The organism is Mesorhizobium sp. PUT5 (assembly GCF_052216645.1).
GTDB lineage: Bacteria > Pseudomonadota > Alphaproteobacteria > Rhizobiales > Rhizobiaceae > Mesorhizobium.
In genome coordinates, this window is the sequence record NZ_JBQOSO010000003.1 from 55,989 (window position 1) to 77,116 (window position 21,128).

Annotated in this window: 19 protein-coding genes and 1 riboswitch; of the genes, 10 read left to right on the forward strand and 9 right to left on the reverse strand. The window is 68.7% G+C overall.

Annotation, left to right across the window (positions count from 1 at the left end; translation table 11 throughout):
* Window positions 1-7: 7 nt before the first annotated feature.
* The 4 genes from ACTDI4_RS01925 to ACTDI4_RS01940 form a co-directional block, all read right to left on the reverse strand.
* Complete coding sequence (locus ACTDI4_RS01925; RefSeq protein ID WP_442839538.1) at window positions 8-982, reverse strand: ABC transporter permease; 975 nt, start codon at window positions 980-982, stop codon at window positions 8-10.
* Window positions 979-1,956: an ABC transporter permease gene (locus ACTDI4_RS01930; RefSeq protein ID WP_442839539.1), complete on the reverse strand. Its 978-nt coding sequence runs from the start codon at window positions 1,954-1,956 to the stop codon at window positions 979-981. The genes ACTDI4_RS01925 and ACTDI4_RS01930 overlap by 4 nt, the downstream gene beginning before the upstream one ends.
* Window positions 1,946-3,472 carry a sugar ABC transporter ATP-binding protein gene (locus ACTDI4_RS01935; RefSeq protein WP_442839540.1) on the reverse strand — a complete coding sequence of 509 codons (1,527 nt, stop codon included), beginning with the start codon at window positions 3,470-3,472 and terminating at the stop codon, window positions 1,946-1,948. The genes ACTDI4_RS01930 and ACTDI4_RS01935 overlap by 11 nt, the downstream gene beginning before the upstream one ends.
* Before the next feature lie 82 nt (window positions 3,473-3,554).
* On the reverse strand, window positions 3,555-4,532 hold the full coding sequence (locus tag ACTDI4_RS01940; RefSeq protein ID WP_442839541.1) for a sugar ABC transporter substrate-binding protein: 978 nt from the start codon (window positions 4,530-4,532) through the stop codon (window positions 3,555-3,557).
* Window positions 4,533-4,725: 193 nt separating this feature from the next.
* On the opposite strand from ACTDI4_RS01940, the gene ACTDI4_RS01945 reads away from it, so the two are divergent.
* Genes ACTDI4_RS01945 through ACTDI4_RS01960 form a run of 4 tightly spaced genes read left to right on the forward strand, consistent with a single transcriptional unit; the run spans window position 4,726 to window position 8,934 of the window.
* Window positions 4,726-6,225, forward strand: a complete 1,500-nt coding sequence (locus ACTDI4_RS01945) for a xylulokinase (protein ID WP_442839542.1) — start codon at window positions 4,726-4,728, stop codon at window positions 6,223-6,225.
* Window positions 6,225-7,292, forward strand: coding sequence for a zinc-binding dehydrogenase (locus ACTDI4_RS01950; protein WP_442839543.1), 1,068 nt, complete (start codon window positions 6,225-6,227; stop codon window positions 7,290-7,292). The genes ACTDI4_RS01945 and ACTDI4_RS01950 overlap by 1 nt, the downstream gene beginning before the upstream one ends.
* The gene (locus ACTDI4_RS01955; protein WP_442839544.1) at window positions 7,292-7,957 is read left to right on the forward strand and encodes an L-ribulose-5-phosphate 4-epimerase; all 666 of its coding nucleotides are present in this window, start codon (window positions 7,292-7,294) and stop codon (window positions 7,955-7,957) included. The genes ACTDI4_RS01950 and ACTDI4_RS01955 overlap by 1 nt, the downstream gene beginning before the upstream one ends.
* Window positions 7,958-7,959: 2 nt before the next feature.
* Window positions 7,960-8,934 carry a sugar-binding transcriptional regulator gene (locus ACTDI4_RS01960; protein ID WP_442839545.1) on the forward strand — a complete coding sequence of 325 codons (975 nt, stop codon included), beginning with the start codon at window positions 7,960-7,962 and terminating at the stop codon, window positions 8,932-8,934.
* An 11-nt stretch (window positions 8,935-8,945) separates the two neighbouring features.
* On the opposite strand, the gene ACTDI4_RS01965 is transcribed toward ACTDI4_RS01960, so the two are convergent.
* From ACTDI4_RS01965 to ACTDI4_RS01980, 4 genes are all read right to left on the reverse strand, one after another.
* Entirely contained in the window at window positions 8,946-9,956 is a 1,011-nt protein-coding gene (locus ACTDI4_RS01965; RefSeq protein ID WP_442839546.1) for an ABC transporter substrate-binding protein, read from the reverse strand.
* The gene (locus ACTDI4_RS01970; protein WP_442839547.1) at window positions 9,953-10,714 is read right to left on the reverse strand and encodes an ABC transporter ATP-binding protein; all 762 of its coding nucleotides are present in this window, start codon (window positions 10,712-10,714) and stop codon (window positions 9,953-9,955) included. Before ACTDI4_RS01970 ends, ACTDI4_RS01965 begins: the two co-directional genes overlap by 4 nt.
* Window positions 10,711-11,511 carry an ABC transporter permease gene (locus tag ACTDI4_RS01975; RefSeq protein ID WP_442839548.1) on the reverse strand — a complete coding sequence of 267 codons (801 nt, stop codon included), beginning with the start codon at window positions 11,509-11,511 and terminating at the stop codon, window positions 10,711-10,713. Before ACTDI4_RS01975 ends, ACTDI4_RS01970 begins: the two co-directional genes overlap by 4 nt.
* 25 nt (window positions 11,512-11,536) lie before the next feature.
* A complete protein-coding gene (locus ACTDI4_RS01980; RefSeq protein WP_442839549.1) occupies window positions 11,537-12,145 on the reverse strand; it encodes a YkoF family thiamine/hydroxymethylpyrimidine-binding protein in 609 nt (202 codons plus the stop codon).
* Window positions 12,136-12,249: riboswitch (TPP riboswitch) on the reverse strand. Its footprint overlaps the gene before it by 10 nt.
* A gap of 151 nt (window positions 12,250-12,400) precedes the next feature.
* Between ACTDI4_RS01980 and ACTDI4_RS01985 the strand changes: the two genes are divergently transcribed.
* The 5 genes from ACTDI4_RS01985 to ACTDI4_RS02005 all read left to right on the forward strand — a co-directional run bounded on the left by ACTDI4_RS01985 (window position 12,401) and on the right by ACTDI4_RS02005 (window position 19,124).
* Window positions 12,401-13,960: an ABC transporter substrate-binding protein gene (locus ACTDI4_RS01985; protein WP_442839550.1), complete on the forward strand. Its 1,560-nt coding sequence runs from the start codon at window positions 12,401-12,403 to the stop codon at window positions 13,958-13,960.
* 88 nt (window positions 13,961-14,048) lie between these two features.
* Entirely contained in the window at window positions 14,049-15,065 is a 1,017-nt protein-coding gene (locus ACTDI4_RS01990; protein WP_442839551.1) for an ABC transporter permease, read from the forward strand.
* Window positions 15,065-15,952: a D,D-dipeptide ABC transporter permease gene (gene ddpC / locus ACTDI4_RS01995; RefSeq protein WP_442839552.1), complete on the forward strand. Its 888-nt coding sequence runs from the start codon at window positions 15,065-15,067 to the stop codon at window positions 15,950-15,952. The genes ACTDI4_RS01990 and ddpC overlap by 1 nt, the downstream gene beginning before the upstream one ends.
* Window positions 15,952-18,033: a dipeptide ABC transporter ATP-binding protein gene (locus ACTDI4_RS02000; RefSeq protein WP_442839553.1), complete on the forward strand. Its 2,082-nt coding sequence runs from the start codon at window positions 15,952-15,954 to the stop codon at window positions 18,031-18,033. The genes ddpC and ACTDI4_RS02000 overlap by 1 nt, the downstream gene beginning before the upstream one ends.
* The gene (locus tag ACTDI4_RS02005; protein WP_442839554.1) at window positions 18,030-19,124 is read left to right on the forward strand and encodes an aminotransferase class I/II-fold pyridoxal phosphate-dependent enzyme; all 1,095 of its coding nucleotides are present in this window, start codon (window positions 18,030-18,032) and stop codon (window positions 19,122-19,124) included. Before ACTDI4_RS02000 ends, ACTDI4_RS02005 begins: the two co-directional genes overlap by 4 nt.
* Window positions 19,125-19,135: 11 nt before the next feature.
* Here the strand turns inward: ACTDI4_RS02005 and ACTDI4_RS02010 are convergent, their stop codons facing one another.
* Entirely contained in the window at window positions 19,136-20,419 is a 1,284-nt protein-coding gene (locus ACTDI4_RS02010; protein WP_442839555.1) for an MFS transporter, read from the reverse strand.
* 69 nt (window positions 20,420-20,488) lie between these two features.
* Here ACTDI4_RS02010 and ACTDI4_RS02015 point away from each other — a divergent pair, with 69 nt between their 5' ends.
* Complete coding sequence (locus tag ACTDI4_RS02015) at window positions 20,489-21,103, forward strand: TetR/AcrR family transcriptional regulator (protein WP_442839556.1); 615 nt, start codon at window positions 20,489-20,491, stop codon at window positions 21,101-21,103.
* Window positions 21,104-21,128 lie beyond the last annotated feature (25 nt).

Below are 21,128 nucleotides of genomic sequence, written 5' to 3' on the forward strand. Positions count from 1 at the left end.
TTCGCGTTCAGCCCTGCAGGCGGCGCTGCAGGACCGCCAGGGTGAGCGCCAGCACGAGGATGATGCCCGAAAGCGCGTCCTTGGTGTTGAAGTCCAGCCCCATCAGGTTCAGCCCGTTCTGGACCATGCCGAGGAAGAGCACGCCCACCAGGGTGCCGGGAATATTGGGCCGGCCGCGCGGATGCAGCGCCGCGCCGATGAAGACGGCGGCGATGGCGTCCATCAGGTAGGAAAAGCCCGAAAGCGGGGTGAACATGCGGATGCTGGCGGCCGAGATCAGGCCGGCCGCGGCGCAGGTGACCGCGGCCGCGACGAAGCAGAAGACCAAGATGGCGTTGACCCGGATGCCGGCCACGACCGCGGCGGAGCGCTGCATGCCGATGGCATGGATGCGGCGGCCCAGCGTGGAGCGCTCCAGAAGCACGTAGTAGATCGCCAGCAGCGCGAGCGCGATCAGCACCATGGTGGGGATGCCGAGATCCTTGCCCATCGCCAGCGCGCGAAAACCCTCCGGCATCTGGCGGAAGGAGATCGGCCCGCCGCCATTGGTGAAGATGCGCTGCACCGACGAGCCGATGAAGAAGGTGCACAGCGTGGCCATGAACGGGCTGACGCGCAGGCCCACCACCAGTGCGGCGTTGAACAGCCCCACCAGGCCGCCGCCGGCGAGGCCGGCCAGGCAGGCCATGAACCAGCCGGCGCCGAAGTCCTTCATCGCCACCACCGCGAACGCCGCGCCGAAGTCGAGCGCGATGCCGATGGAAAGGTCGATGCCGCCGGTGGCGACGATCAGCGTCATGCCGAGCGCCAGGATCAGCAGCACCGAGGAGTTCTGCACGATGTTCAGCAGGTTCTGGCCCTGGACGAAGACCGGGTTCCAGGTCGCGAAGAAGGCGAAGAACAGCGCGAAGACGACGAGGAAGCCGAAGCGCAGCACAAGGGCGCGCAGCGGCAGGCCGGGAGCGGCGGACGAGATGCTCATCGGCGCACCCTCTGATGCACGGTGGACATGGTGACGACCACGACGATGAGCGTGCCCTTGATGAGGCCGGTCCAGAAGACGTTGACCCCCATCGTCTTGAAGCCGACCGAGATGGCGGTGACGAACAGCGCGCCGATGACCGCGCCCCACATGGTCACCACGCGCCGCGGCGAGAAGGCGGCGCCGAGGAAGGTGGCCAGCACCATTTCCAGCAGCAGGTTGTCCTCCACCCCCGGCGAGGAGCCGGAGCCGCGCGCCAGCACGAAGAAGGCGCACACGAAGCCCATGACCGACGCCAGCAGGAAGGACTGCGCCACGAGCCGGTCGGCCTTCAGCCCCGAAACCTCGGCGGCGTCGCGGCTGCCGCCGACCGCCTGCAGGTTCAGCCCCCATTTCGTGCGATGCAGCAGGTGGAAGCAGACGAGCGCGACCGCCAGCACGATGACGATGCCGGTCGGCACGCCGAGGATGCGGCCGGAGGCGAGGTCCATGATCCACGGATCGCGCACGTTGATGCGCCGGCTTTGCGTGACGACGTTGTTGATGCCGATGACGGCGACCATCATCGTCAGCGTGGCCAGAAGCGGGGTCATGCGCACGCGCGTGACCAGCAGCGCGTTGATCGCGCCCACCGCCAGCGCCGCCGCGAGCGCGGCGCCCGCGCACAGAAGGAGCGGATAGCCCATGCCCAGCATCTGCGCGATGATGCCGCCGGCCAGCACCGCCGTCGCCGGGATCGACAGGTCGATGCCGCCGGACACGACGTCGTCGCCGCCGGCCATGACCACAGCTGACAGGCCGATGCACAGCAGCACCGTGGGCAGGGATTGCGCGAGCACCAGCTCCAGATTGGTGCGGGTGAGGAAGTTCGGCGCGTAGAGGCTGATATAGGCCAGCACGCCGACGAACACGATCACCGGCAGCAGCCCGATGACGTCCGAAGCGACATTGCGGCGCACAGGCTCAACCCGCATGGCCGTCCTCCCCGATCTTCACCGCGCCGGTGGTGATGGCCACGAGGCGATCGACGCTGAGCCCGTCCGTGGCGATCTCGGCGAGGATGCGGCCGCGCATCATCACCAGGATGCGGTCGCACAGGCCGATCAGCTCCGCCGGGTCGCCCGACGAGACCAGCACCGGCGCGCCCTCGCGGGCGAGGCCGTCGATCAGCGCGTAGATCTCGGATTTGGCGCCCACGTCCACGCCCACGGTCGGTTCGTCGAACAGATAGGCGCGCGCCTTCTTCGCCAGCCAGCGGCCGAGCACCACCTTCTGCTGGTTGCCGCCGCTGAGATAGCGCGTCACCGCGCCGGCATTGGGCGGGCGGATGTCGAGATTGCCGATCTGGGCCTCGGCGCTTCGGCGCTGCCGGCCGCCATGCACGAGGCCCGCCACCGCCGTGTCGCCGAGCGTGGCGAGCGTGACGTTCTCGGCCACCGTCATCGGTAGCACCAGGCCGTCGTTGCGGCGGTCGCGCGGGACCAGCACGATGCCCGCCCTGACCGCGTCGGCGGCGGAGCGGATGCGCACGGGCTGGCCTTCGAGCCGCACTTCGCCCTGGCGCGCGCGCCGCAGGCCGTAGAGCGTGTCGATCAGCTCCTCGCGACCCGAGCCGAGCAGGCCGGCGAGGCCGACGATCTCGCCCCGCCCCACCTTGAAGGAAACCGGCGAAAAGCCGCGCCCGTCGGACAGGGCGGAAATGTCGAGCCCGGGACCGGCCGCGCCGCGCCCCTCCCTGGGGGGATAGAGGTCGGAAAGCTCGCGCCCCACCATGGCGGCGACCAGTTCCGGCCCGCTGCCTTCATGGATCTCGTCGAAGACGGCGACGTCGCGGCCCAGCCGGAACACGGTGGCGCGGTCGCAGATGTCGGTGATCTCGTTGAGGTAGTGGGACACGTAGAGGATGGCGATGCCCTGCGTCTTCAGGGCCTCGATGGCGCGCAGCACCGTGTCGGTGTCCTCGCTGGCCAGCGGCGCGGTCGGCTCGTCGAACACCACCACGCGCGCCTGCCCGTCGATGAGCGCGCGGGCGATCTGCACCAGCTTGCGCTCGGCCGTGCCGAGGTCGCGGATCAGCCGGCTGCCGGGAATCTCGGCCTTCAGCCGCTCGCGCAGGAACGTTTCGGCACGCCGCCGCATGCCCTTGCGGTCCAGCCCCGGCAGGCCGCCGGCCTCCTGGCCCATGAAGACCGATTCCGCCACCGTGAAATGCGGCACCAGGTGCAGTTCCTGGTGGATGAAGCGCACGCCCGCCGCATGCACCGCCTTCGGCGTGACGGCATCGAGCGCACGCCCGCCGATCGAGACCGTGCCGGAATCGGGCTGGTAGATGCCGGCCAGGACCTTGATGACGGTGGATTTGCCGGCGCCGTTCTCGCCCACCAGGCCGTGCACCTCGCCGGCCCGCACGTCGAGGCTGGCGCCGTCGAGGGCGCGCACGCCCGGGAAGGTCTTGACGATGTCGCGCAGGCTGAATGCGTTCTCGGCCATGGTGCGCCTGTCCTACCTCATTCGAACCGGCGCGCCCGTGATGCCGGCCGGCGTCACGGGCGCCCAGGTCGATGAATGCCGCCTAGTCGAGCGAGCCGTAGCCAAGGTCCTTGTAGGTCTTCTTGGCCTCTTCCCGGCCCGAGACCGGAACGACGTCGACATAGGTCTGCGGCAGCAGGGTCTCGCCGGCGAAGTAGCGGGCGACGTTGGTGGCGGAGGTCTTGCCGATCTTGAACGGCTGCTGGGCGACGTTGGCGACGAAGGGCGAGCCCTCCTCGGCCATGATTTCCAGCGTGTCGGGGCCGGCGTCGAGCGCCGTCACCTTGATTTCGGTGCGGCCGGCTTCCTCCAGCGCCTGCACCACGCCGATGGCGGGCTGGTCCCAGCAGGCGACATGGATGGCGTCCAGCGTGCCCTTGGGGTGCTGGCTGAGCAGGTCGAGCGTCTTGCGGCGCGCGTCTTCCGGCGCGTTGGCGAATTCCTCGGCCAGCTCCGGCTGGACGATCTCGATGCCCGGATAGTCCTGCATCACGAATTTCCACAGGCCGGCGCGGATGCCGCAGATGCGCAGCGCGCCCTCGAAGGCGTTGAAGACCGCGACCTTGCCCTTGCCGCCGACCGCGTCGGCCATCAGCCGGCCGATGGTCGAGCCCATGTAATAGTTGTCGGAGGTGGAGTTGTTGACGGAGTTGACCGAGGGATGGTTGACCGTGAAGACGGGGATGCCCTTGTCGCGCAGCGCCTTGAACTTCGGCTCGACCGCATCGTCGCCGAGGATCGAGATGACCGCGTCGACATTGCTGTTGAGGAGGATGTCGTGGTTGTCGGCATGGACCTGATTGTCGCGGCCGCCGTCGACCGGCACCACGGTGCCGCCGAGTTCCTCGACCGTCTTGGTCGCGCCGTTGAAGGCCTCGCGGTCCCAGAAATGCTGCGTGCCGACGACGGCCACGCCGATCTTCTTGCCTTCCAGCGACAGCTTCTCCTCGGCATGGGCCGAGAACGCCAGGATGGATCCGGCGCATGCAAGCGCCACCGCCAGTTTGCTTTTAAATGTCATGTCAGGCCTCCCTGTTGCCCGTTGCATCCACGATCGGCCTGAACCAGCAGGCGCCCCGCACGAATGATTATCGTTCGGCAACCCGCCCGAGGGCGAGGTTGACGATTATCGTTCTTTGAGCCGTTTTAGGCATAGAATTCTTTACATTTGTCAAAAATGAAGTCAATTGTGTTTTGCAACGCAGGAGGTGTGTGTGACTGATCTCTGGCTTGGCGTCGACGTGGGCACGACGGCCATCAAGGCTGCCGCCTATGAATCGAACGGCCGGATCGTCTCGGTCGCGGAGCGCGCCACCGAGGTGTCGCGGCCGGCCCCGGGTTACAGCGAACAGGACATGGGCGCAGTGTGGCGCGCCGTCGCGGACTGCCTGAAGGAACTGACGGGCCGCTGCGCCGGTCGGCGCTTCCGCTCGCTCGGCCTGTGCGGCCAGGGCGACGGCTTCTGGGCGGTCGACAAGGACGGCAGGCCGGCGCATGCGGCCATGCTGTGGAACGACACGCGCGCCAGCGCCGACCTGGAAGCGCTGGTGGCCAGCGGCGCGGCCGCGTCGGTCGGCCATGGCTGCCACACCTCGCTGTGGGCCGGCACCTCGGCGGTGCTGTGGCGATGGCTGCGCGATGCCGCGCCCGAGGCGGCGGCGCGCACCGCCCATGTCGTCACCTGCGCCGACTGGATCGGCCTCTGCCTCACCGGGTCGCTGGCGACGGACCGCTCCAACGGCACCATCCCGTTCACCGACTTTTCGACCAGAGCCTATGGCGCGGCCGTCCGGGCGCTCGGCTGCGACGACCTCGCGCACCGGCTGGTGCCGCCGCGCCGCGCCGGCGAGGTGCTCGGCGAAATCACCGCCGAGGCGGCGCGGGCGACCGGTCTGCCGCAGGGCCTGCCGGTCTCGGTGGCGACCCTCGACCTTGCCGCGATGATCGTCGGCATGGGCCTCGACCGGCCCGGCCAGGCGATGATGATCATGGGCACGACGGCGGTGGTGAACATCCTCACCGACCGCGTCGCCCCGCAGGACATGCCGGTCGGCGCCAGCGTGCTCCACCCGACCTCCGAGGCCATCATCCGCGTCTTCGCCCCCACCACCGGTGCGGCCGCCTTCGACTGGTTCGCCTCGCTCCTGTCCACGACGGGCGACAAGGAAGCGGTCGCCGAGCTGAGCGCGCTGGCCGGCGCCGTGCCGCCGGGGGCGAACGGCGCGACCTTCATGCCCTACCTCAACGGCGAGCGCGCGCCTTTCGTCTCGGCGGATCTGCGGGCAGCCTTCCACGGCATGTCCTCCGCCACCACCAAGGCCGACCTGGCCCGCGCCGTGATGGAAGGCACCGCGCTGAGCCTGCGCCATTGCTGCGAGGCAGAGGGCGGGCTTGCCGATGCGCCTATCCAGCTCACCGGCGGCGGTTCGCGCAGCGACGTCTGGTGCCAGATCATCGCCGACGTGGTCGGCCGTCCGGTCGTCACCAATTCCGCCTTCGACCAGGGGCTCTGGGGCGCGGCATGCTTCGGCGCCGCGGCTACCGGCCTCGGCGGTCCGGTCGAGCTGGCGCGGCGCGAGGAGACCACGCGGCTCTACGAGCCGGACCTGGACCGCCGCCGCCGCTACGACCTGGTCTGGCGCCGCTACGAAATGCTGTCGCGCGGCATGCGTGCGCTGCACGAGCAGTTGAAATCCCTTTCGGAGAAGGACTGATGAGAAACACCATGAGGGCGGCCGTCTACCACGCGCTCGACGACATCCGCCTTGAGGACCGGCCGGTGCCGGAGATCGGCCCCGGCGAGCTGCTGCTCAAGACGCTGGCCTGCGGCCTGTGCGGCGGCGAGACCATGGCCTGGTACAAGAAGGCCGAGCCGAAGGTGCTCGGCCACGAGCCGATCGGCGAGGTGGTCGAGGTGGGCGCCGGCGTCACCGACTTCAAGCGCGGCGACCGCCTCTTCATCAATCACCATGTCGGGCGCGTCAATTCGCACTGGTCGCGGCGCGGCCACTTCACGCGCGACCCGTTCTATTCGAAGATGAAGCTCGATCCCGGCGGCGTGTGCGAATATTACCGGGTCACCGCCCAGCATCTGGCCATGGACGCCCATGTCCTGCCCGATTCGATCTCGACGGAAGCCGCCGTCACCATCGAGCCGTGGTCCTGCGTGCTTTCCGGCCTCAAGGTCTGCAACATCCAGCCCGGCGACACCGTCGCGGTGGTGGGGGCCGGCTTCATGGGCCAGGGCTTCGTCCATCTGGCGCCGCTGTTCGGCGCGGGCAAGGTCGTGGCCCTCGACTTCTCCGACTGGCGGCTGGAGAAGGCTCGCGAGTTCGGCGCCACCCATACCATCAACCCGAAGAAGCAGGACGCGGTGGAGGCCATGCGCGCCCTCAACAACGGCCGCCTTGCCGATACCGTGGTCGTGATCGCGCCCTTCCCCTCGGCCTGGAAGCAGGCCATGGACCTCGTGGAAGTCGGCGGCTGCCTGCATCTCGGCGCGCCGCTGCCGCCCGGTGCCGACTGGGTGCAGGACGGCAACAAGGCCTATTTCGACCAGATCACGGTGACTTCCCGCTACAGTTCCGACCACACCGACACCTACAGCTACATCCGCCTGCTGGAAGCCGGCCGCATCAAGGCCGACCAGGCCATCTCGCACCGCTTCGGCATCGAGGATGCAGCGGAAGCCTTCCGGCTTCTGGTCGAGGCGGAAAAGTCGCTCAAGATCGTCGTCTATCCGCACGGCGTTCCCGCCGACAAGGCCAGGGGGGCGCGGTGATGCTGGAACGGCTCAAGCAGGAAGTCTGCGACCAGAATCTGGAACTGCCCAGGGCCGGCCTCGTCGTCGGCTCCGGCGGCAACGTCTCGGGGCGCGATCCCGAGACCGGGCTGGTGGTCATCAAGCCTTCGGGCGTGAAGTTCTCGAAGCTGACGCCGGAGACGATGGTCGTCGTCGATCTCGACGGCAACATCGTCGAGGGCGAGATGAAGCCCTCGGTCGACACCGGCATCCATCTCTACATCTACCGGCACCGCGAAGACGTGCTCGGCATCGCCCACACGCATTCGCCCTATGCCACCAGCTTCGCGGCGCGCGGCGAGCGCATTCCCGCCGTGCTGACGCCGATCACCCACATGCTCGGCCGCGACGTGCCCTGCTCTCGCTATGCCACGCCGGGCGAGGTCGACACCGGGCAGGCCATAATCGAGGCGGCACAAGGCGGCTGGGCGGTCCTGGTCAAGGCCCACGGCGTCTTCACCATGGGCAAATCCGCGACCGAGGCGACGAACATCGCCATGTATCTGGAGGAAGCCGCCTTCACCACGCATCTTGCAATGCTGCGCGGACCTGTGGAAGAGCTGTCGCAGGAAGAGATCGACCGCTGCTACAACTGGTTCCGCAAGAACTACGGGCAGTCCGGCGGCAAGAAGGTGAACGCCTGAACATGAACCTGCACTCCGGGCTGGCCAAGACGCAAGCCGACAAGGATGCCTTCCTGGCCAATGTGGCGTTGCTCTACTACGGCGAGGGGCTGACCCAGAGCGACATCGCCCGGCGCATGAAGGTTTCGCGCGCCACCATCGTCAACATGCTGCGCGAGGCGCGAGAGCGCGGCATCGTCAACATCCGCGTGGACGGGCGCTCGCTCGCCACCTCGGGCATGGCGCGCGAATTGCGCGAGCGCTTCGACCTTGCCGATGTCTACGTGTCGCGCACCGGCGAGGGCGGGCCCGCCGACCCGGCGCTCGAACTCGCCCAACTGGCGCGCGTCGCCGCGACCGCCTTCTGCGACATCATCGAGCCGGGCGACCGGATCGGCGTCGAGTGGAGCCGCACCGTCCACGAGATGGCGATGCAGTTGCCGCGCCTGGCCGTCGACGGCGTGGAGGTGTGCCAGATGGTCGGGTCGATGGTGTCGAGCCATCTGCCGGCCTCCGAAAGCTGCGCCATCCTCATCGCCAACAGCCTGTCGGCGCGCTGCTACACGCTGCATGCCCCGGCGCTGGTCGCCAATCCCGAGCTGGCCGCGACCTTCCTGTCCGAGCCGACCATCCGCGCCCAGCTCGAGCGCCTCTCGCAGCTCGACATGGTCGTCACCTCCATCGGCAACCTTTCGGCCGACACCCATCTCGTCGCCGCCGGCATGGCCACGGCAGACGACCTGGCCGCGGCCGCGGCCACCGGCGCGCGCGGCATCATGTGCTGCCGCTACATAACGGCCGAAGGCAAGGCCTGCCGCATGCCCCCCGACGACCGGCTGATCGCGGTCGAGATCGAGATGCTGCGCCGCGCCCGCAAGCGCCTGCTGATCGTGCGCGGCGCCGACCGCGCGCAGGCCACGCTTGCGGCGATCCGCGGCGGGCTGGCCACGCATCTGTGCGTCAACCAGCCGCTGGCGGAGGCCCTGCTGCGCGCCTGAGGCGGCCGCTGTCAGCCGCCCATATAGGTATTGGTGTAATAGCGCGAGAAATCCGGCCGCTGCCCGACCGGGTTGCCGCCGGCATCGCGCAGGATGCCCGCCTCGAACAGGAAATCGCCGATCGCCTGCATCTTGGCAGGGTCGATCGTGCCGACGACGCCGGCGGCGGTTTGCAGGTAATGCCCGTCGACCAGTTCCCGCATCGACGCGCGCACCAGCGCGCGGTCGGTCAGGGCGTCGCTGTTTGCGGCGACGAGCAGGTCGGCCGCCTCTTCCGGGTGGGCGACCGCATAGGCGTAGCCGCGCCGGGTGGCGGCCGTGAAGTCGGAGGCGATGCCGCCATTGCCCTCCAGATAGGCGCCGCTGGAGGCGATGAGGCTGGTGTGCTCGTCCGGCACGCCGTAGTCGGCATAGCGGAAGGCGCGCTGCTCCCGGCCTTGCAGTTTGGCAGCGACGCCCTCCCAGGTGTAGACCTCCAGCGTGAAGTCCACCGTGCCATCGGCCAGCGCCTGGTAGGCGGAGGTGCCGAGCGTCACAGTCTTGAACTCGCCCTTGCCGCCGTCATGGCGGATGATCGTGCCGATCAGCGCGTTTTCCCAGGCGCTGCCGAAGCCGCCATAGGTCAGGCCGTCGAGGTCGCGCGGGCGGGTGATGTCGGCGCGGTCGGCGTTGACCACCAGCCGCCCGGTCTCGGTCTGGGTCACGGCATAGGTGGCCACCAGATCGGCGCCGGCCGTGCGCTGGGTGAACAGCGCGATGGAGCCGGTGATGCCGAAATCGGCGACCCGGTTGGCCACCAGCGTCGAGGCCGAGCTGTCGGTGTAGGGCAGGATCTGCACGGCAAGGCCGGCCTCGGCGTAGAAGCCCTTGGCCTGGGCGACGAAGAGGCCGACATGGTTGGTGTTGGGCGTCCAGTCGAGCGCGATGCTCACCGGGCGCGCCGCGGCCGAAGCGGCGCGGGCGGAGAAGGCGGCGCCGATGGCGGCGGCAAGCAGAAGCTGGCGGCGGGTAAGCATGGTCATGTCCTGTCTTGGGATTGCGGGTTGAGGAGGGCCTGGAGCAGGCGGGATTCGACGGCCGCCGCCTCGGGCGTGCCGAAATCGGGGCGGGGATGGCCGAGCGGCACCGCGATCTCGGCCAGCACGCGCGCCGGGCGGGCGCTCAGCACATAGATGCGGTCGGAGAGGAACACCGCCTCGCGCACGTCATGGGTGATCAGCAGCGCCGTCCAGCGGTGCCGCTCCCATATCCCCAGCAGCCAGCGCTGCATGGCCGCGCGGGTCAGCGCGTCCAGCGCGCCGAAGGGTTCGTCCAGCAGCAGCATGTCGCGCTGCTGCACCACGGTGCGCAGCAGCGCGGCTCGCTGGCGCATGCCGCCGGAAAGCTGCGCCGGATAGTGGCGCTCGAACCCGTCGAGCCCGAATTCGGCGAACAGCGGCGCCACGCGCTGGCGCGCGGCCTTGCGCGGCACGCCCTGCACTTCGAGGCCCAGCGTGGTGTTGTCGACGATGCGCCGCCAGGGCATCAGCGCATCGCGCTGCGGCATGAAGGCGAAGGGCCGCCGGCCGGGGGCGAGCGCGGCCCCGTCGAACAGGATGTCGCCGCCGTCGGCGCGCAGGCCGCCGGTCAGCAGCTTGAAGATCGTGGACTTGCCGGCGCCGGAGGGCCCGAGGATCGAGACAAACTCGCCCGGGCGCACGAAAAGCGAGATGTCGGCCAGCACATCCAGGCCGTCGAAGCGCTTGCGCAGGCCGCGCAATTCCAGCCGCGGCGCGCTCATGGCCGGCGCCTTTCGCCGAGCCGCTCCCAGGGCAGGGCCAGGCGTTCGATCAGCACCACCGCGCCGAACAGGACAAGCGTGAGCGTGGCGCTGACCAGCACGGCGGCGAGCACCAGGTCGGGGCGGAAATTGTTCTTGGCGTTGAGGATGTAGATGCCGAGCCCCTTCGCGGCGCCGGCATATTCGGCGAAGATCGCCCCCACCACGGCATAGGTGATGGAGATGCGCAGGCCGGCGAAGAAAAAGGGCAGCGCCGAGGGCAGGCGGCCGAGCATGAACATGCTGAGCCGCGAGGCCCCCATGGAGGCCAGCAGCGCCTCGATGTCGGGATCGGTGGCCTCGTAGCCGCGCGCCAGCGCCACCATCATCGGGAAGAAGGTGACGAGCGCCACCAGCACGATCTTCGGCGCCAGGCCGAAGCCGAACCACAGCACGACGAGCGGCGCGATCGCCACCAGCGGCAGGGTCTGGCTGATGATGAAGACCGGAAACAGCGCCCGCCGCAGCGGCCGGAAGAAATCCACCAGCACCGAGAAGACGAAGGCCGCCGTCAGCGAGCAGGCGAAGCCGAAAAGCGTGGCGCGCAGGGTGGGCAGGGTGTTGTCCAGCAGCGCCTGCCGGTTCTGCACAGCCTGGACGAGCACGCGCGAAGGCGCCGGCAAGGTGGTGGGCGAGACGCCCGACAGGCGGGCGTAAAGCTCCCAGGCGACCAGCAGCGCGCCGACCGAAAGAAGGGCCGGGCCGGCCCTGGCCGAAAGGGCCGCGAGCGAACGCGCGAAGACGACGGGTCTGGACATGTCGAACCTGTGACGCAAATGCGCTTCAGCGCGGCGTCGGGCTGTTGGCGGATGCCGTCAGGTCGATGGTGACATGGCCTTCGGGCGGGCCGAACCGGCAGAATGCGGCTTCGATCGCGGCGAAGACGGCGCCGGCGTCGCCGTCGAGCCTCGTGCAGAAATTCTTGGAGCGGCCGAACACGCCCGAGCGCTTCAGAAAATCGATGCAGCCATAGATCTCGTCCATATGGTCGCCGGTGCCCATCACGTAGAGCGAGAACTGCGCGGCGGTCGGCGTGGCCTTGTCGGGCGCGCGCGCCACCTCGGCCAGGGCCGCGTCCTTGCGCGTTTCCAGCGGCTCGCGCGGGCCGCCCAGCAGCGGCGTGGCGCAGATCTCGTCGTCCGGCTCGCCGGGGCATCCGCGCGAGATGGCGGCCGACAGCACGCAGTGCCGGCCGGTAGCCGCCGCCGCCGAAAAGAGGTCGCGCAAGGCGGGAAACAGCACTTCCGGCGGCCCCACGATCAGCGTGGAGATATCGTCGGTCTCGATGCGCAGCCGCTCGCGATAGGGATCGAGCGCGGCGAGCGCGCCGGTGATGACGCCGACGAAATCGTCGGTCATGGGATAAAGGGAAACCTGTGCGCCTGAAAACATCGCCCGCCTCGCTCCGCTGGTATTACCCAGATCAGCTTCTAGGGTTTGAAGGCTTGGCGCCTTGGTCTCAGCCCCGGCAATACGGAGCACCCCTGTGGATGGGTGCAATCAATCAGATTCCCCGGCGCGGGGCAAGCCGCTTGTCGAGCGCGCTTCCGATGGGCCGGCAGGATTGACACGCGTTGCCTTCCCGGGAAACTATGGGGCCGCCGCCGGGCGCGCGGCCAACCACAAGCGGAAATCGGGGAACGGACAATGGAAACACGTTGGAACCGGGCGGCCGTATTGGGCGGCCTGCTTATGTCGGCCGTCTTCGCGATGGCGGTTCCGTTGCCGGCCGCCGCGGCCGACGACGCGGTGCTGGTGATCGGCAAATCCGGCGATCCGGACAATATCGACCCGGCCGTCACCGTCACCAACAACAGTTGGACCGCCAGCTATCCGGCCTATGAGCGGCTGGTGCGCTTCGACGGCGGCTCGACCGACATCGCCCCGGAAGTCGCGACCTCCTGGACCAACAGCCCCGACATGAAGACCTGGACCTTCACGCTCGGCGACGGCCACACCTTCGCCGACGGCAAGCCGGTCGATGCCGAAGCCGTGAAGTTCAGCTTCGACCGCATGATCAAGATCGCCAAGGGGCCGTTCGGCTCGTTCGAGGCGATCGAGGCGGTGGACGTCGTCGATCCGAAGACCGTGAAGTTCACGCTGAAGGAGCCGTTCGCGCCCTTCCTGTCGACGCTGGCCACCAGCGGCGGCAGCATCGTGAACCCGGCCGTCATGGACAAGGCCTCCGGCGACGACCTGGCGCAGGGCTATCTCGCCGACCACACGATGGGCTCGGGCCCCTACCAGGTGAAGAGCTGGGAAAAGGGCCAGCGCCTTGTCATGGAGCCCAATCCGCACTGGACCGGCAGCAAGCTGGCGCTCAAGGAAATCGACATCAAGATCATCAAGGAGGCTTCGGCCCGCCGGCTGCAGCTCGAGCGCGGCGACGTCAACATCGCCGAGGACATTCCGATCGACCAGCTCAACGCGCTGAAGGGCAAGGAGGGCATCAAGGTCGTCGACGAGCCCAGCCTCTATGTCACCTATCTCTATCTGAACAACGAGAAGCCGCCGCTCGACAACGTCAAGGTGCGGCAGGCGCTGTCCTACGCCATCGACTACAAGGGCATCATCGACGGCATCATGCTCGGCCAGGCCGAACAGATGCGCGGACCCATCCCGAAGGGCCTGTGGGGGCATGACGACAATGCCATGCAGTATTCCTACGACCCGGCAAAGGCCAAGGACCTGCTCAAGGAAGCCGGCGTCTCGGACCTGTCGCTGAACTATCTCTATGCCAAGACCGACCCGGCCTGGGAGCAGATCGGCCTGGTGCTGCAGCAGAACCTCGCCGATATCGGCGTCAAGGTGAAGCTGCAGGACTTCGCCTATCCGACGATGCGCGACAAGCTCAACACGGGCGACTTCGACATCGCCGCCGGCAACTGGTCGCCCGACTACGGCGATCCCTACATGTTCATGAATTTCTGGTTCGACTCCAACCTGAAGGGCCTGCCGGGCGACAGGGCGTTCTACTCCAACCCCAAGGTCGACGAACTGATCCGCAAGGCGGCGAGCGAAACCGACCAGAAACAGCGCGAGACGCTCTACCAGGAAGCGCAGAAGATCGTCGTGGAGGAGGCGCCCTATATCCTCCTGTTCCAGCGCAACTACCAGTTCGCCATGCGCGACGACGTGAAGGGCTACGTCTACAACCCCATGCTGGTGCAGATCTTCAACTTCGCCGACATGTCGAAAGCGCCGTGACCCGGCGCGACGGAGGGGGTCCCGCCGTCCATGAGCCCCGCTTCGCCGCGGCAGCGGCGGGCGGCGGCAGTTGCAAGGTAAGCGACAGGTGTCCTTCGTCAGCATCGTCAGGCGGCGCCTGATCTTCCTCGTTTTCGTGGTGTTCGGGGTGACGGTCGTCACCTTCGTCATCTCGCACATGATCCCCGGCGACCCCGCGCGCATGATGGCGGGCGACCGGGCCACGAACGAGATCGTGGAGAACATGCGCCGCCAGCTCGGCCTCGACCAGCCGCTGTGGAGGCAATATCTCACCTATATCGGCCAGATCGCCCAGGGCGATTTCGGCATCTCGATCCGCACCCAGCGGCCGGTCATCGACGACATCAAGCGCTTCTTCCCGGCGACCATCGAGCTGGCGCTCGCGGCCCTCCTCTTCGCCGTCGCCGCCGGCATTCCGCTGGGCGTCGTCTCGGCCGTCGCCAAGGACAGGTGGATCGACCAGATCTCGCGCACCATCTCGGTCACCGGCATCTCCACGCCCGCCTTCTGGCTCGGCCTGCTGCTCATCTATATCTTCTACGGCCGCCTCGGCATCCTGCCCGGCTCGGGGCGCCTCGCCAGCGGGATCGCCCCGCCGCCCACGATCACCGGGCTCTACACGGTCGATGCGCTGCTCGCCCTCGACTGGACGGCCCTGCGCAGCGCTCTGCAGCATCTGCTCCTTCCGGCGTTGACGCTGGGCTTCGTCCATCTCGGCATCGTCACAAGGCAGATAAGGTCGGCCATGCTGGAGGTGCTGCAGGAGGACTATGTGCGCACCGCCCGGGCAAGCGGCCTTTCGCGGCGGTCGGTGCTGTTCGGCCACGCGCTGCGGAATGCGCTGATCCCGTCGGTGACCATGATCGGCCTGGCCTTCGGCGACCTGCTCTACGGCGCCGTGCTCACCGAAACGGTCTTTGCCTGGCCGGGCATGGGCAACTACGTCGTCCAGTCTATCACCGCGCTGGATTTCCCGGCCATCATGGGCTTCACCGTCGTGGCCTCGACCGCCTATGTCCTTCTCAACCTGGCGGTCGACCTCGTCTATATGTGGCTCGATCCGCAGATCAGGGAGGTCAACTGATGAGCCTCGGGCGCGTCGAGGCCGAAGAGGCGCCGCCGCAGGGCGATTTCGGCGGCAGCCATCTCTGGTACCAGCTCCGCCGCAGCCCGCTCACCCTGGCGGGCCTGGCCATCATCGTGATCGTCGCCTTCGTCATGGCCACGGCGCCCTGGATCGCGCCCTACGATCCGGACCGGCTCGACCTGCTCCACCGCCTGGCGCCGCCGAGCCTCGCGCATTTCTTCGGCACCGACGAGGTCGGGCGCGACATCTTCTCGCGCGTCCTGTGGGGCGCGCGCACCTCCGTCACCGTCGGCCTGGCGATCGTGGCCATATCCATGGGCTTCGGCACCGTCATCGGCGCCTTCTCGGGCCTGGTGGGCGGCCGCGTCAACACGGCGATCATGCGCATCATGGACGTGGTGCTTTCGTTCCCGTCCTTCGTCATGGCCATGGCGCTGGCGGCGGCGCTCGGCCCCAACCTCATCAACGCCATGCTGGCGATCGCCGTGGTGCGCATTCCCTTCTACGTGCGGCTGGCGCGCGGCCAGGCGCTCAGCCTGCGCTCGCGGCCCTATGTGAAGGCGGCCATGAGCTTCGGCGCGCCCCGCGTGCAGATCGTGCGCCGCCACATCATGCCCAACGCCATGGCGCCCATCATCGTGCAGGCGACGCTGGACATCGGCCTGGCCATCCTGACGGCTTCCGCGCTGAGCTTCATCGGCCTCGGCGCCCAGCAGCCGACCGCCGAATGGGGCGCCATGGTCGCCACCGGCCGCGACTATCTGCTGGACCAGTGGTGGTATCCGACCTTCCCCGGCCTCGCGATCCTGGTGACGGCGGTGGGCTTCAACCTGCTCGGCGACGGCCTGCGCGACATGTTCGACCCGCGATTGAGGGGACGCTGATGCAGGCCGAAAACCGCAGCGTCGTCTCGATCGACGACCTCAGCCTGGTCTTCCCGACCTTTCACGGCGACGTGCGCGCGCTCTCCGGCGTCACGCTCGATGTCCGCCCCGGAGAGATCGTCGGGCTGGTGGGCGAGTCCGGCTCGGGCAAGTCGGTGACCGCCATGTCCGTGATCCGGCTGCTGCCGAAGGGCGTGGCGCGCTTCACCGGCGGCAGGCTGACCCTGCTCGGCCACGACATGCTGGCCATCGGCGAGCGCGCGCTCGAAGACGTGCGCGGCAAGGAAGCCTCGATGATCTTCCAGGAGCCGATGTCGGCCCTCAACCCGACGATCCGCATCGGCCGGCAGATCACCGAGGTCATCCGCCGGCACGAAGGGGTCGGCCGCGAGGAGGCGCGAAGGCGCGCCCAGGCGCTGCTTGCCGAAATGCAGGTTCCCGACGCCGCGCGGGTGATGCGCAACTACCCGTTCGAGCTGTCTGGCGGCATGCGCCAGCGCGTGCTGATCGCCATGGCCTTCTCCTGCAACCCGTCCGTGCTGATCTGCGACGAGCCGACGACGGCGCTCGACGTGACCGTGCAGGCGCAGGTGCTGGCGCTGATCCGCGAGCGGGCGCGGGCGCGCGGCACTGCGGTGCTGTTCATCACCCACGACCTGGCGGTGGTGCGGCAGCTCTGCGACCGCGTCTATGTCATGTATGCCGGGCGCGTGGTGGAGGAGGGGCGCACCGCCGACCTTCTGGCCGGGCCGCTGCACCCCTACACGCAGGCGCTGCTGCGCTCGCTGCCCGAACTCGCCGAGCCGAAGCAGCCGCTGGCCGCCATTCCCGGCACGGTGCCGACGCTTCTGGGCGCCATCAGCGGCTGCGCGTTCCGCTGGCGTTGCGCGCACGCGCAGGAGCGCTGCGTCGAGACCCCGCCCTTCGTCGAGGCCGGAGCGGGCGGCCACCGCGCCGCTTGCTGGTTTGCCGGAGAGATCGCGGCGCTGCCGCGGGCCGGTGCGCAAGCGCCTGTCCCGCCGGCTCGCGCACCGGCCGGCCCGGCCGCCGGCGAGGCGCTGGTGCGGCTGGAAAATGTCGAGGTCGGCTTTCCGCTCGGCCGCTCCTGGCTCGGCCGGCCCAAGGCTGTCGTCCACGCCCTCAACGGCGTCGACCTGGACATCCGCGCCGGCGAGACGCTCGGCATCGTCGGCGAATCGGGCTGCGGGAAATCGACGCTGGCCGAGGTGGTCATGGCGCTGCAACAGCCGAGCGCCGGGCGCATCAGCTTCGACGGCGTCGATCTCGCCTCGCTCGACGCGGCCGGGCTGCGCACCGTGCGGCGCAACTTCCAGGTCGTCTTCCAGGACCCGCAATCCTCGCTCGATCCGCGCATGACGGTCTGGCGCCTGATCTCCGAGCCGCTCTATGTCGCCGGCGAGCGCTCCACGCGCAAGCTCAAGGCGCGCGCCGAGGAGCTGATGCGGCAGGTGGGGCTCAGGGCCGAGCAGATCGGGCGCTATCCGCACGAATTCTCCGGCGGCCAGCGCCAGCGCATCGCCATCGCCCGCGCCCTGGCGCTGCATCCCAAGCTGGTGGTGCTGGACGAGCCGACCTCGGCGCTCGACGTGTCGGTGCAGGCGCAGGTGCTCAACATCCTCATGGAGCTGCAGCAGCGGCTCGGCCTCACCTATCTCTTCATCTCGCACAACGTCGCCGTGGTGCGGCACATCGCCGACCGCGTGGCGGTGATGTATCTGGGCCAGATCGTCGAGCTTGGAACGGCCGCGCAGGTGCTCGACCATCCCCGCCATCCCTATACGCGCACCCTGATCGGGGCGGTGCCGAAGCTGAACGCCGAAGCGCCGATCGCCGCCCCCGCGGCGGCCGACCTGCCCAGCAACATCCACCTGCCGCAAGGCTGCTTCTTCCGCGAGCGCTGCGCCTATCGCGCCGAGGGCTGCGAAAGGCCGCAGGCGCTGGCCACATGGCAGGATGAGGGCGGCGGCCATCTGGTGCGCTGCCACCGCGCGGGCGCGCTTCCGGCGTGGACGGATATGGGCCAGCGGCGACCAAGGGCTGACGGAGCAACCTCAAGATGACGACACTTGTCTCCATGGAAACGCCGCTCGGCGCGCGCATGCGGATCGACGGCCGCGAGGTCGACTATTTCTGCGGCACCAGCTACTTCTGCCTGCACGGCCATCCGGAAGTGATCGAGGCCGCCTGCGCGGCCACGCGCGAATTCGGGCTCGGCTCCGGCACGCTGGCCCGCATGCGGGTCTATGACGAGCTGCAGGAGCGGCTCTGCCGCTGGTTCGACGCCGAGCAGGTGGTGACGATGATCTCGGGCTACACCAGCCCGATGGCGATGCTGCAGGGCCTGCAGGACGATTTCGACCTGATCGTCGTCGACGCCGCCACCCACTATGCCGCCCGCGACGCGATCGCCACGCTGGAAAAGCCGGTCCATCGCTTCCGCCACCTCGACCCGGCCAGCCTCGCCGAGGAACTGGCGCGCCATGTCGCGCCGGGCAAGCGGGCGGCGGTGGTGAGCGACGGCGTCTTCCCGTCCACCGGGGGCCTGGCGCCGCTCGCCGAATACCGCAAGGCCATGGAGCCCTATGAGGGGGCGATCCTGTGCATCGACGATTCGCACGGCGTCGGCGTGCTGGGCGAAAGCGGGCGCGGCTCGCTGCAGCATGCCGGGCTGGAGCGCGCGGGAAACTACATGGCCGGCACGCTCAGCAAGGCGCTGGGGGCGCTTGGGGGCATCGTTCCCGGCAGCGCCGCCCTTGCGCAGAAGATCAACGACAACGCCATGATCCTGCGCGGCGCCTCGCCGCCGCCGCCGGCCGCCGCCGCCGCGGCGATCGCGGCCATGCGCATCCTGGAAACGACGCCGCAGATGTTCGCCGACCTTCGGCGCAACGTCAGCCACATGCGCGCCGGCCTGCGCAGGCTGGGCTTCGACATCGTGGAAACGCCGGTTCCGATCGTCTCCGTGCGCGGCGATGTCGATTTCGACCGGCTGCGGGCGGAACTCGATGCGCGCGACATCGTCGTCAAGGTCACGGCCGCCTCCGGCTATTCCGACGCGCCGGACGTGCCGACGCTGCGGCTGGCGGTGTTTTCGCAGCACACGCCAGAGCAGATCGACAGGCTGCTGTCGTCGATCGGCGAGCTTGCCTGAAAACCGATGGCTCAGGCGGCCTGGGCCTCCGGCTCCAGGGCCGGGCGGCTGGTGTCGATCAGCAGCGAGATGCAGGCCGCGATGATGCCGGTCATGCCGGCGATGAGGAAGGCGGTGGCATAGTCGCCCTGCATCTGGCGCAGCACGCCGCCGAAGAAGGCCGCCGCCGCGGCGCCCACCTGATGGCCGGCCACGATCCAGCCGAACACGATCGGCCCGCTGCGGTCGCCGAAGGCCTCGTTGGTCAGCCGCAGCGTCGGCGGCACCGTGGCGATCCAGTCCAGCCCGTAGAGCACGGCGAAGATGGTCAGGCTGGTGGCGGAGAAGCCGGAATAGGGCAGGTACATCAGCGACAGGCCGCGCACCGCATAGTAGAAGCCGAGCAGCTTGCGCGGGTCGAAGCGGTCGGTCAGCCAGCCCGAAAGCGTGGTGCCGATCAGGTCGAAAACGCCCATCATGGCCAGCAGGCCGGCGGCCTGCACTTCTGGAATGCCCATGTCGCCGCAGAAGGCGATCAGATGCGTGCCGACCAGCCCGTTGGTGGTGAAGCCGCAGACGAAGAAGGTGGCGAACAGGTACCAGAAGGTGCGCGTGCCGGCGGCGCGGCGCAGCGTGCCCAGCGTGTGGGCGATGAAATTGCCCTGCGAAGCCGGCGACGAAGGCGGCACGTCGCCCGGTTCGGCCCCGTAGCGCAACTGGCCGATGGAGGCCGGCCGCTCCGGCACCAGCAGCCACACCAGCGGTATCAGCAAGGCGATGGCGACGGCCACCGCCATGGCCACCGGGCGCCAGCCGCCGGACTGGGCCAGCGAGGCCATCACCGGCAGGAAGATCAGCATGCCGGTGGCGCTGGAGGCCGACATCAGTCCCATCACCAGCCCGCGATTGGTCTTGAACCAGCGGTTGACGATCGTCGCGCCCAGCACCGTCGCCACCGCGCCCGACCCGATGCCGGACAAGACGCCCCAGGTGGCGATCAATTGCCATGGGGCGGTCATGGCGAGGCTGGCCAGCGTCGAGCCCGACATCAGGGCAAGGGCAGCGAGCAGCGTGCGCCGCAAACCGATGCGCTCCATCAGCGCCGCCGCGAACGGCCCGGCCAGCCCGTAGAGGAAGATGCCGATGGCCGCCGCCAGCGAGATGACGTCGCGGCGCCAGCCGAAGCTTTCCTCCAGCGGCACCATCATCACCGAGGGCGCGGACCGCAGGCCGGCCGCCGCAAGCAGCGCAAGGAAGATGACGGCGACCACGACGAAGGCGTAGCGCTGGCCAAACGGGCGGGATTGGACTATCATGTTACTGACCGGTACGTTGTCGTGCGCCTATTAGGTACCGATCGGTAACATTGTCAAGCGAGTGCCGGAATGCCGAGCGCCAAAAATATTGATGCCAGGATCACGCATGATGATGCGACCCGGCCGCGCGCGGCCGAAAAGATCCTCGGCGTGGCGCGCGAACTGTTCTACCGGCAGGGTATCCGCGCCATCGGCGTGGACGAGATCGTCCGGCGCGCCGGCGTGACCAAGCCCAGCCTCTACCGGTCCTTCCCGTCGAAGGACGAATTGGCGGCGTCCTACCTTCGCCACTACGACCGCGAGTTCTGGGGCCGCTTCGACGAGGCTGTCGCCGCCCATCCGGACGATCCGCGCGCGCAGATCATCGCCTTCCTGACCCGTGTGGGCAAGCGCACCCAGATGCCGGGCTATCGCGGCTGCGGCATGACCAACGCGGTGGTGGAATATCCGCAAGAAGGCCATCCGGCGCGGGTGGTGAGCGAGGACAACAAGCGCGAGCTGCGCCGGCGCCTGCGCGCCATGGCGGCCGGGATGGGAGCGGCCGACCCCGACACGCTGGGCGACGGGCTGCTACTGCTGATCGAGGGCGCCTATATTTCCGGCCAGCTCTTCGGCGCCGGCGGTCCGGCGCAATCGGTGGCCCGCAACGCCGACCTGCTGATCCAGGCCAGCCTGGCGAAATAGCCAGCCTGCCTTTCGCCCATGGGGA